General features: G+C 34.0%; 12 protein-coding genes. 1 reads left to right on the top strand and 11 read right to left on the bottom strand.

Going from position 1 to position 11,867, the window contains the following annotated elements; genetic code table 11:
• Window positions 1-118: 118 nt before the first annotated feature.
• From CF599_RS17330 to CF599_RS17310, 5 genes are all read right to left on the bottom strand, one after another.
• Complete coding sequence (locus tag CF599_RS17330; RefSeq protein WP_121967218.1) at window positions 119-577, bottom strand: VOC family protein; 459 nt, start codon at window positions 575-577, stop codon at window positions 119-121.
• Window positions 578-645: 68 nt separating this feature from the next.
• A complete protein-coding gene (locus CF599_RS17325; protein WP_121967217.1) occupies window positions 646-1,182 on the bottom strand; it encodes a DUF1697 domain-containing protein in 537 nt (178 codons plus the stop codon).
• Between the two features lie 72 nt (window positions 1,183-1,254).
• The gene (gene lpdA / locus CF599_RS17320; protein WP_121967216.1) at window positions 1,255-2,658 is read right to left on the bottom strand and encodes a dihydrolipoyl dehydrogenase; all 1,404 of its coding nucleotides are present in this window, start codon (window positions 2,656-2,658) and stop codon (window positions 1,255-1,257) included.
• A gap of 14 nt (window positions 2,659-2,672) precedes the next feature.
• Window positions 2,673-3,851 carry an acetyl-CoA C-acyltransferase gene (locus CF599_RS17315; protein WP_121967215.1) on the bottom strand — a complete coding sequence of 393 codons (1,179 nt, stop codon included), beginning with the start codon at window positions 3,849-3,851 and terminating at the stop codon, window positions 2,673-2,675.
• Between the two features lie 64 nt (window positions 3,852-3,915).
• The gene (locus CF599_RS17310) at window positions 3,916-4,512 is read right to left on the bottom strand and encodes a TetR/AcrR family transcriptional regulator (protein WP_121967214.1); all 597 of its coding nucleotides are present in this window, start codon (window positions 4,510-4,512) and stop codon (window positions 3,916-3,918) included.
• 138 nt (window positions 4,513-4,650) lie between these two features.
• Here CF599_RS17310 and CF599_RS17305 point away from each other — a divergent pair, with 138 nt between their 5' ends.
• Entirely contained in the window at window positions 4,651-6,201 is a 1,551-nt protein-coding gene (locus CF599_RS17305) for a WG repeat-containing protein (protein ID WP_121967213.1), read from the top strand.
• Between the two features lie 45 nt (window positions 6,202-6,246).
• Here CF599_RS17305 and CF599_RS17300 read toward each other — a convergent pair whose 3' ends face one another.
• The 6 genes from CF599_RS17300 to CF599_RS17275 all read right to left on the bottom strand — a co-directional run bounded on the left by CF599_RS17300 (window position 6,247) and on the right by CF599_RS17275 (window position 11,689).
• Window positions 6,247-6,576: an SdpI family protein gene (locus CF599_RS17300; protein ID WP_121967212.1), complete on the bottom strand. Its 330-nt coding sequence runs from the start codon at window positions 6,574-6,576 to the stop codon at window positions 6,247-6,249.
• Entirely contained in the window at window positions 6,573-6,962 is a 390-nt protein-coding gene (locus CF599_RS17295; protein ID WP_121967211.1) for a DUF3784 domain-containing protein, read from the bottom strand. The genes CF599_RS17300 and CF599_RS17295 overlap by 4 nt, the downstream gene beginning before the upstream one ends.
• 1 nt (window position 6,963) lies before the next feature.
• Window positions 6,964-7,875 (bottom strand): alpha/beta hydrolase, encoded by a 912-nt coding sequence (locus CF599_RS17290; RefSeq protein WP_121967210.1) that lies wholly within the window; start codon window positions 7,873-7,875, stop codon window positions 6,964-6,966.
• A gap of 16 nt (window positions 7,876-7,891) precedes the next feature.
• A complete protein-coding gene (locus CF599_RS17285) occupies window positions 7,892-8,479 on the bottom strand; it encodes a hypothetical protein (protein WP_121967209.1) in 588 nt (195 codons plus the stop codon).
• 23 nt (window positions 8,480-8,502) lie between these two features.
• Window positions 8,503-8,787 (bottom strand): DUF2089 family protein, encoded by a 285-nt coding sequence (locus CF599_RS17280; RefSeq protein ID WP_173835571.1) that lies wholly within the window; start codon window positions 8,785-8,787, stop codon window positions 8,503-8,505.
• 163 nt (window positions 8,788-8,950) lie between these two features.
• Window positions 8,951-11,689 (bottom strand): hypothetical protein, encoded by a 2,739-nt coding sequence (locus CF599_RS17275; protein WP_121967208.1) that lies wholly within the window; start codon window positions 11,687-11,689, stop codon window positions 8,951-8,953.
• Between the last annotated feature and the right edge of the window lie 178 nt (window positions 11,690-11,867).

Below are 11,867 nucleotides of genomic sequence, written 5' to 3'. Positions count from 1 at the left end.
TACTAGAAAAATATGTACTTTTACTCATCGTGTTTATTGTTTTGCAAGACTAAACTACGATAACTTTTTAGAAGTCAGCTTGCTGGCTTCTTTTTTTTTATCGGACAACAATGATAATTTATAGAAAAGAGACCTCCTCTAAAAACTCTATAACCTCTCCATTAGGGCTGTATACAAGGCTATTGGTAACAGCTATACTCTTATTTGCATTTGTCAAAGTGATAGCTAATGTTCCTTCACTTAGATCTTTTGCTCCAAATTTTAAAGCGTCAATTCTTGCAAGGTTAGCGTCTTTAACGATAAAACAGATGTGTAATAAGGCATTCTCAATATACTCATCATTGTTTTGTCTTTTTCTTCCTTGTGTTGGTATGTCAGCATCCTTATCAAAGACTTCTAGATATAGATTCAGCTTAGGCTGATATAGCATAGCTGCTTGCTTCAAGTTAAAATCAGGAAGCGACCAAGAATGTATTGGTATAAAACCTAACTGCTCATAAAAGTGAATAGTATTGTAGTAATCTTGTGCTTTAATAGCATAATGATGAAAGCCTATAATGTTGTCTTTTAACTCCATTTTTTTGACAAATATATCTTGTAAAAATTAGGAATACAAGTACATACAAAATTGTTTGTTTATATTTACTAACCTTGAGCTAACTCGATTAACTTTAGACAAGTTCTGTAATTACGAGTAGTGGCAGTTACTTTTAGCTTGTTCTCGATTAGCGTATTTGTTATTTTGGTTTTTCCATAGCCTATGTTTGCGACTAGATAGCAGGCTGTATTAGATATATGTAGTAATTCTTCAGGTGCTTTTTTAGCAGTAATAGCTGTTACATCTACTAACAGTGAGGAATGATTATAAAAAGTAATATATAGTTGTTTTAACTCTTCTTCTTGAGTAAATGGATTACTTAGAACTATACTTTTAAAAGTATCTAAATCTAATGTCAACACTGGTATATTTAGTTCTAATGAATCTAGGATAGCTTGTTTGAGTTGGTGTGAGATAACGGCAGCATTTAGTTCTTCAGATTGGAAGATGATATTGCCACTTTGGATATAAGTTTGTACATTTAGTAGATTAAGGTCAGAACACAGTTGGTTAAGTACTTCCATCTTGATGGTATTCTTACCACTGACATTTATTCCTCTAAGTAGAGCTATATAGGTTTTCATTGTTTCTATTTGATACTACAATGATAAAAAATAACGGTGACAAATATGTTATTGATCACCGTTATTTAGCGATTATATATTCACAGAAGGCTTTCCTGATGCTATAGTATAAGCCTCTTTTAGTACTTCAGAATAAGTAGGGTGCGCATAAGATATACTCGCTAGATCAGATGCTGTAACTTCATATTCTAAACCGACTACTGCCTGAGCAATTAAGTCTGCTGCTCTTGCTCCGATAATGTGTACGCCTAGTACCTCACCATACTTAGGATCAGTTAACACCTTAACAAAGCCATCTGTATCCATACCTGCTCTAGCTCTTGCGTTCGCACTGAAAGGGAATTTACCTATGTTATAGTTGGCGTTTTCTGCTTTTAGCTGTTCTTCAGTCTTTCCGACAGAAGCCACTTCAGGCCAAGTATACACTACTCCCGGGATAGCGTTATAATTGATATGAGGCTTTTGACCATTAATGCGTTCTACGACATATACAGCTTCTTCTTCTGCCTTATGCGCTAACATCACTCCTCCGATTACATCACCGATGGCATAGATAGAGGGAGCATTAGTCTTAAGCATTTCATCTACTAGGATATTTCCTCTTGTATCTAGTAGTACATCAGTATTTTCAAGTCCAAGTCCTGTGGTAAAAGCTTTACGCCCTACAGCCATTAGTACATAGTCTGCTGTAACACTGTGTGACTCTCCTGCTTTATCTTTATAATACACTTCTGTTGAGGTATCTAAGTTATCCACTTGGTAGACGCTTTTGCCTAGCTGTATGTCGATGCCTTGTTTTTTGAGTATTTTATAAAGTGATTTCCCTAAGTCGTTATCCATAGTATTTATTAGGTTGTCAGCATACTCTACGATAGTGACTTTAGTACCTATGCGATGAAAGATAGATGCCATCTCTACACCGATAACTCCACCACCAATAATAGTCATACTCTTAGGTTGCTCTTTTAAGGCTAACGCTTCAGTAGAGGTAATGATGCGTTCTTTATTTATCGTCACATTAGGTAAAGAGGCAGGTTTAGACCCTGTAGCAATAATGATCTTATCAGCAGTATAAATACTCTTCTCTTGGTCACTATTAACCACTTCTAAAGTATTGTTGTCTTTAAAAGAAGCTGTTCCAAGTATGCGTGTGATGTTATTCTTGTTCATCAAATAGTCAAGCCCTTGCGTAGTCTTTTGAACTACACCATCTTTTCTATTGTATAATTGTTCAAAGTTGAGTTGTAAGGAGTCAATAGAGATACCGTGTGCACTAAAGTGATGTATTGCATCATAATAATGGTGTGTGCTGTCTAATAATGCCTTAGTAGGAATACACCCTACATTAGTACATGTACCACCTAGCGTAGCGTACTTCTCTATAATAGCTGTGTTATATCCTAACTGTGCGGCGCGAATGGCGGCTACATAACCTCCTGGCCCGGAACCAATCACTATAATATCAAACTGTTTCATTGTAATTCGTTTAGTTATTCTGTTATATTTTCAATTAAGATGGCTGTAGCACCACCGCCACCGTTACAAATAGCTGCGATACCGTATCTGCCTTTCTCTTGTTTTAATACATTGACAAGAGTAGTGATAATACGCGCACCTGAAGTTCCAATAGGATGACCTAAGGCAACTGCTCCCCCATAAACATTTACTTTCTCAATGTCAAAACCTAGTAGTAATTGATTAGATAAAATGACTGAAGCATAAGCTTCGTTGATCTCAAAGAAGTCTATGTCTGAGATAGTCAAGTTAGCTTGTTGTAATACTTTCTCAATAGCAATAGCAGGAGTGGTGGTGAACCATTCAGGATCTTGGGCAGCATCTGCATAGGCTATAATCTTCGCTAATGGTTTTAATTGATGTTTCTCGATTGCTTCACTAGAGGCAAGGATTATAGCTGCCGCACCATCATTAATATTGCTTGAGTTAGCTGCTGTAAGTTTACCGTCAGTATTAAAGGCAGGTGCTAGAGTAGCTACTTTCTCAGGGATTAGCTTATAGATATCTTCATCTTTGTCTATTACAATGTTTCCTTTCTTAGTAGTGATCGTTACAGGGATTAACTCATTGTCAAACTTCCCTTGTTCAGTAGCTTGTTGTGCTCTTTTATACGATAATAAAGCAAGGGCATCAAGCTCCTCTCTAGTGTGTTTATATTTGTCAACACCTAACTCGGCGGCTGCCCCCATATGAAAGTCATTATAAACATCCCATAATCCGTCTTTAATCATTCCGTCTGTTAAACTTAAATGACCTAGTTTATTGCCATTTCTGACTTGGGTATAATGAGGCACATTACTCATACTCTCCATACCACCGGCTACAATGATGTGTTCTAATCCTAGTTGTATCTGCTGAGCAGCTAGGGTAGTTGCTTTCATACCTGCAGCACAAACTTTGTTTACAGTAGTAGCGTCTTTATCTGTCGGTATATGCGCAAAGATTGCTGCTTGTCTTGCAGGAGATTGACCTACAGCTGCACTAAGTACATTCCCCATATAGACACTGTCAATATGCTGTGGTACTAAGCCAATGCTTTTGTACGTTTCTTCTATCGCTATCGCACCTAGTTGAGGTGCGGTTAGAAAAGATAGACTTCCTAAGAAGCTCCCTATAGGAGTACGTTTAGTCGCTACGATAAATACATCTTTCATACGTTATATTATTAGTAATATACCAATCGGTATATTGTTGGTTAAAAAAAGAGTGAAACCCTTTTTATGCTGTGATTTCACTTTCTATAATGTGAGCTATTCTGTCTAGTGAATTGTACAGATGTTTTATCTGTCCTGTTGTTTTACCTAGTAACATTCCCCCTTCGATTAGGGATATGAATAAGTAAGCATACGTTTCCCTATCTATATTAGCTTTAAATTCTTTTGTCTGGATACCTTTCTCTATGATCTTGGTAAAGATATTTGCTAGCCCTTCAAAAGTCTTTATCACTGAATGTTTTAGCACAGGAAAGGTATCGTCAGCTTCTGTTGCTGCATTAAGAAGAGGACAACCTCCTTGTTCGAAGAACATCTTCCACTCTGTACGATAGAGTGTCACTATCGCTAACAGCCTTTCTTTTTGCGTTTGATTCTCTTTATAGATACACTTCTTGATTTCGCGATATACTATATTGGCATTGTGTTCAAATACAGCTAGGGCTACCTCATCCTTATTCTTAAAGTTGCCATAGATACTTCCTTTCGTCAATCCTGTTGCTTCAGTGATATCACTTAATGAAGTAGCACTAGCTCCTTTGGTATTAAAGAGATAGGCTGTCTGCTCTATAATATACTGTCTTGTTTTTTCTGCTTTCGTCATGATTCAAAAAAAATATAATACAAATGTAATACAATAATATACTGATTGGTATATTTGTATGTGTTATTTTTTTACTAACAAATAAATAGTGTTGGTTTACGTTTTTAAAAGTAATTTAGTGTTTTAAATAAATTGACTATGAGGTATTTAATGTGCTTGTTTGCTTTAGTTCTGACAACATCTATGTTAGGGCAGGACTTTATAAAACAGTATGAGAAGAACTACAACGTGAGTAAATACGAGGACTTATTCGTTATACAAAACAAGAACAGTTATCGCGATATCAAGGTGCTTGACAAGAAAGGTAAACTGATTTATGAGACAGAGGGATGGGTGTACTCTGCTTATTTTTATGAGGGTGTTCCTTATATCTATGTGGTAACGTTAACGGATGTTCCCTTTCAAAATAGAAAGAAGATAAAGGAAGCATATAAGTTGGTGTATTATGACTTAAAGAAAAAGAAAACAGGAGAGTTTACACATATATTCACTGGTTATTTCTCGTTTAAAGACAAGGATAAAATATATGCTAAGTATGAAGATAAGACTAGTGGCAAGCTTGGTATTATAGATGGTAATATGAGTGTAGTTATCCCTGCTATATATGACGATATCGATATATTCACTTCTTCTCCTAATCTATTCGCTGTACGCAAAGCTGATAAATACACACTACTAGACACAGCAGGTAAGAATGTCATAGGAACTGAATATATCAATCCTAATAAAGATGGTACATATCCTGATACACGCTTTAAAGGTCCTAATGAAGAGGTGTATATCATTGGATCTAATGACGGCAAGAAAGTAGGAGTGTATAACGTAAGTCAGAAGAGTGTGTTTATTCCTTTTGAATACGAGAGCATCGGGGAGTACTACGTTAATACCAATACTATAGAAGTGAAACAAGATGGGTATAGTGCCTTACTTGATTTGTTTAATAACTCTAAGCCTATCTATGACCAATCTTTTAAAGTAACTAGACTGATGAATATCTTGCGTTATGAGCAAGAGAATGTGTTTATCGTAAATATAGAGAAAGACAAGACTAATCGATTTGAGTTAAATAAGAACCTGATTTATCAAGGGAAGTTAGTCTTTGATTCAAAGTATGCAATAGATATGATTTCGGACAAGTCATTAAACAATGATCACTTTGTATTCGGAGAATTAGCTTCGTCTAGACCATTCTTATATGACTTTAAAGAAAAAAGAGAGGTAATCTCTCCAAGTGCTGAGATTAAAGACAACTTTAGAATTCACAGAGTAGAGAACTTTAAGGGAGATAAGAATTTGTACCTGCTAAACGTATTGCCTAGTGGACAACGCAACAATTGGTACTTGCTGTATAATGAGAAAGGGGAGTGTTTAGTTTCTTTTTATCCAACTAAGAACATAGAAGTGATTGCAGTAGATGAGGTAAATAAGAAGTATTTCTACAAGGCAACGTACACTTATAAAGATAAAGAGGTGTACAGCATCTATAAGAATGCTCATAACATCATCGTAGAAAACGCCAATGCAAAAGAGGTAATGTACGAAGTGAAGAATAACATCTTCATTAAGGAGTATATTGAAGACCGTGTCATAAAGAATCAGGCAGGTGCTAAGTCACTTCATAAGATACAGATATTAGAATCGTATACTGCAGATGGTGAGTATATAAATAAAGAAGAGAAAGTACTTTAAAAATAACACAGCCTATTAGAATAGCTAAGCTCTAATAGGCTGTGTTTATATCGGTTGTTCTAATTTCTTTAATCCATGTTCTGTTTTATAAATAATAAAAGCTAGTGCAATAATCATTGGTAAGAAATAGAGTTTACCTAGTCGGTCTGTGTAGTCAGATAGAAAGTAAGCTATAATACCATAGATTACTGTTCCTATTCCTAGATAAAGAAAACACTTGCCACTGTATTTCTGTGCAAATTCCCAATTGCGTTGATTCTTCATCGCCCGATGTGTACGGTATCCGATGATGCTATTTATAGTCTTTATGTAGGGTACTATTAGTCCTAGTACAGTATATAAACTAGCGAATACGATTAGTTCTGTTGGTATCATAATGTGATGGCTATTATGAAGATTAATACTGCTATTGGCATAATGATGTCATAAGCCTTTATAGGATCAGTAGAATACCTCTTTCTAGTATAAATATTTGCCCCTAATAGAAATGCAATAGGTAGATAAATGACGAAAATAGTTATAATAATCTTTAGCTCTAACCATACATATAGTGCTGTACCTATCAAGACTATTAAAGCAGCTATTCTAAGTGAATTATTTAGTACTCGCACTATGTTCTTTATATCATAGAGTTCTTGTTTTTCTTTACTCATAGTATTGTATCCTGCTAACAAATATTTCGCAGTTTTAGGGGTAACAATAAAACTTATTCCAAAAAAGAGAAGTGCTGTAATAATGAATGATATCGTGTAAGTGTCCATATTATTTCTTTATAAAGTGGACAATAGTAGGTACTAGTTCAGCGTGAAGAGGTATATCTGGTTTAGTGTATAACGCTAGATTCTCTTCGTCTTTTACCACTGTTTTCAGTACGTGATTCATATTTTTTAGAGTAACTAGCGTTGCTGTTGGTACTGCAGCTTTTAGCATATCCCCTTGATCAGTTGTCACCTGTAAGTCCTTATCTCCTTGAAGGATTAAGATAGGTTGCTTCACTTTTTTTAGTTCTTCAGTAGGAGAGTACTTCATCCACGATATTAGATAAGGTTGTGCAGATGGACGATATAGACCGTTTAACATAGGAGGAATACTATCTACTAGTTCTCCTTTTCTTAGTTTAGCGTGAATGTCCTCTACTGATTTAGCGAAGAATGGAGCTTTGGCAGTTAGTTGCTTGTATAATATTTTGTCAACAGGCTCTCCTGGACCTTGTAGAGAGATAAGTTTAGAGACTGCACTGTTGTTTTGACTAGCTAGCGTAGCTACTAACGCACCTTCACTATGACCAATCAATATAATACTAGGATAATCCTTTTTAAAATAGTCAATGACCAATTCTAAATCCTTTACATTGTCTTCAAATCTGATATCTGCCTCATTAATATTCTGATTCTTCATTTGAGCAAATATTCTCTTGTTATACGTGAATGTATTGATACCATTCTCTTTTAGGTCTTGTGCCAAGTATTTATAAGAGTTCGTTTTAACTCCTCCTGGATTATTACCATTTTTATTAGTTGGTCCTGAACCTGCTATTATAATTGCTAATTGTTTACTGTCTTTATTTGCTAAGTATAGATCTCCATCTATTTCAGCATCTATTTGAACAAGAGTTTGTGCAAAGGTTAATTGAGTTACAAGACCAATTAGTAGAGTGTAAAATAAGTTTTTCATAATATACAGGTATAGATTAATAGAGTCTAGTAATAAAACGAGTGAGTATGTCTACGATTAGTATGACCAAAATAAAAGCTATTATAGGAGTTTTCGTTTTTAGATGTGTAGCTGTCTTAAACCCTTGGTATATATAATAAGCAAAAGCTACTAATAAGAATATAGCGCTGAGTGATACGATAGTCATATAGATTATCTGTGGGCGATGCGTTATTAGTAATGTCTCAGGATTGCTAATATTTTCTATTAATAAATTAGAGATGTTAGAGAAGTAACCATTTATGTCAAAAAGAACACCTAAATCTAAGCATATTCTTGCTATTAATACTGTGTTTAAGATATCTATGAAACGTGTTTTGTTATTGATAATCTTCCCTAATATAAAGAGTGCCATAGTCATAATGGTTGTTGTAATAACAAAGTCTGCTAAAGTCTGCACAAGGATAGGTGCTGATTTTAAAGATACTTGTTTGAGAATAGCGATAGACCTCGTTTGAGTAAATAATTGAATGATACAAAAAGTTACTCCTATAAGGAAACCACTAAGTAGTAATGTCTTTTCCTGTACTATCTCAAACGGTTTTAGAATATAGTTTTTTGTCATAATGTTGGTTGGTTAATAGTTAGTTATTCTTCTTTTTGGTGTTGTTGAATGTGTGTGATTATATCATCTAGTTTATTTCTGACAGTAGGGTAACTGATATTCATCTGTTGAGCCATCTGTTTAAGGCTTCCACTACTCAGAAAGAATGCTAGGATAAACTCTTGCTCCTCTTTACTCAGCTGTAACAGCAGGGGTAAAGGGAAGTTTCCATTGACCACAGTCTGACAATTTTCACACGAAAGCTGTGTTACCTTTAGCTGACTTTCACAACTCGGACAATGTATAGGAAGTTTAGGCTTAATTGACATATTGTTTATATAAATAGATATTTTGTTAAACTTTATTGAAGTCTAAATTAATAAAATTAATATTTATATCAAAATAGTTTAGGTTGTTTTTAAAAAAGGAAGTTGTAATAACCAAAAAATCCCAAGCATTACACTTGGGATTTAAATATTGATAAGAATAGTCTTATTCGTAATAAGCGTCTGCTGCTACCGCTGTAGCTGCATCAGCTGCCGCCTCACTAGCTGCTGTAGCTTCTACAGCATAGTCAGAATATTGGCCATAGTAATCAGTTACGTTAAACTCACTCTTTGGGAATAAGTTATCTACAGATATTTTCTTATTTGCTAACGGATTTAAAGTAGGATCTCCTTTTTTAACTTTAGTTTCCATCTTGAACGTTTCTTTGTTATCCTTGTCGAAGATAGAAAGTAAGTAAGTCCCTTTTTTATTTGTGATTACAGTGTGAGTAGTATCTGCTGTCTCATAGTAATTATATGCATCGTAATTAAGATCTATAATTGCAACGGTACCATCGATTAGGGCTCCTTCTTTAAAAGTACCTTGATACTTCACCTTGCCATTTTCGAAGTATTGATATAACCCATCTAAGTTACTTTCAGTAAGCCCGTATTTATATACAGGTGCTCCTGATTCTTTATCAAATATGCTTCTTCTAAATGTAGAACTATCTGTAAATATCTCTTCTAATACTAAAATATTAGGAGAATTACCATCATCCTGTAGGGTGTATACTTTTTTCTCTTTGATATTACCATCTACATATTCACTAGTAGTATATTGATCATATCCTATCGATGTTAATATACCGTCAGATGCGTACCCTTGATCATATACTAAAGTAGATAGTACCTCACCATTTTTGTCATAGTAAGTAGTCGTACCGTGTTGTACATCATTTTGATACTCTGCAGAACTTGTTAATGTATTATTCTCATAAGACTCCATTTTAGTAAGTTCCCCTTCATTACTATAGTAGTTAATAGAGATAATCTCATCACTACTAGAGTACTTAGTTGTTTCTTTACCTACTTTTAATCCTTTTTTATAGAATGTTTCTGTATTATAATAAGAGTCTATAATATGAACAGTCCCCTCGTAAGGAGCTCCCTCTTTATAAGTAGCAGTAGCTATAACTTTTCCTTCTTCGTTATAGAACTTCCCTTGTTTATTATAATCAATATCAGACTGTAAAAAGTAAGAGTTACCACTAGTAGGAGCATCTACTTTTAATGTATATCCTTTCTTAGAGATAGGTTGTCCTTCATTAAACTTCTCTATAGAGACGATTTGCTTGTCATAAGAGAACTCTACTTTAGTACCTGTTTGACTTACGTGATCAAATGTTCCTATTTCCTTACCTGTATTGTCAAAGTAAGTTTCTTTAGATGGACTATATGAGTACGAATTAGGGTTGTATATAGCTATTTTTGATTTTTTACCATTAGGGTAATAATATTCTATCTCTTTAGCTAAATAGCTGTTGGTATAGAATGACTCTGAAGATATAACAGATGTACCACTAGTAGTTTCATAATTTGCTTGGTATACTAGTTGTTCCTTATCATATTTAGTAACTTCAGAGATCATATCATTACTGATAGAATACTTCGTACCCGTGATGTAGGTAATAGAACTATACATAGGATCTTCTTTAAAAGTAACTCTACCTAGCTCTTTTCCTTTCATATCATAGAATACAGATACTTTATTCTTCGTTACTTCAAATGGTTTACCATTAGAGTATACCTCAGTTCTCTCTACTAGCTTACTATTTTTATAAACACTAGATACATTTCCTTCAAATACAGTACCCTCTTTAGGAGTATATCCATCTTCATTATAGATGATTTGCCCTTTAGAAGAACCATCCTCGTTAAAGTATTCTATTTTTTGCGTAGCATTACTATCATTATTATACGTGATAGATTTTATAGTGTTTTTATTAGGGGCTACATAGTAATCTTCTACTTTTAGAACAGCATTGTTTTTATAGTGATAGATAGCATATAGTTCATCTGGATTATCACCATACATATTGAAATAGTAGTTTGTACCATCTTGATAGGTAGTGTATCCATCATCTTCTAATTTACTTGTATAAGTACCTAATTGCTTACCATTTTGGTCGAAGTATACCTCCTTAGTTACATTACCTGTTACTACAGCCGTACCTTTTACTTTTCCATTTTTATAATAAGAAGTAGTATTCATTAATACCCCATCTTTATACTTAGAGACAGAGATGATAGAGAAGTCTTTGTAGTTAGGAGTTACCGCCTCACCATTATACATAAGTCCTTCGTTATACGTTCCTTGGTGAGTAAGTTGCCCTTGCTCATTATAGTATTTTTCTCCTATTAGTACATTACTGTCATCAAACTCATATACTAGTTCATTCTTATCATTCTTAGGATTGATAATTTTGTATGATTTGTACACACCATCTTCAGATTCTACATACACATATACTCCTTGCCAATCATAGAATGCAATACCGTTATTTAGGTTATTGCTATCAGAATAAGTACATGTATATACTTTTCCATTACGAGGATCTATAGTCACTGCTTTAGTGATCATATTATTCTCATCGTATGTATAAGTAGCATTGACTTTTCCTTCTTTATTAAAGTATTGTACATCTCCTGAGTATAGTACAGTTCCACTATCTCCTTGAAATTTACCACTCCCTTTACTCTCTAATTTATTAGTTTTAGCCTCATAGACTTCTATAGACTTTAGTATATTATTTCCTTTAATTGCTTTAGCAATTTTAAAAGATTCGGCGTCTTTCTTAGGTACTATATAGTCATAGCTATCTACCCAAATAGTATCTCTAGCTACCTGACTAAACATAGGTGTAGAGAATAATATTGCTAATGAAAAAATCTTTTTAATCATAGTTGTTTTTATTGTGTATTATGAGTGGTAAAAATAAAGAAGTATTGATTAATATTTTCTCTTATTGGCATTAATTTATAGATTACTTCTTAAAATCACTGTTTACAGTGATTTGTATATTTAGTTAAGACTGGACTAGTCTATATTATTAAATCTGTGCTATACTATTGATAGATTG

Origin of the sequence: Myroides sp. N17-2, from assembly GCF_002286775.1 — a bacterium.
Lineage (GTDB): Bacteria > Bacteroidota > Bacteroidia > Flavobacteriales > Flavobacteriaceae > Flavobacterium.
The sequence above is the reverse complement of the archived record's forward strand: the minus strand, read 5'-3'. Positions and strand labels throughout refer to the sequence as shown.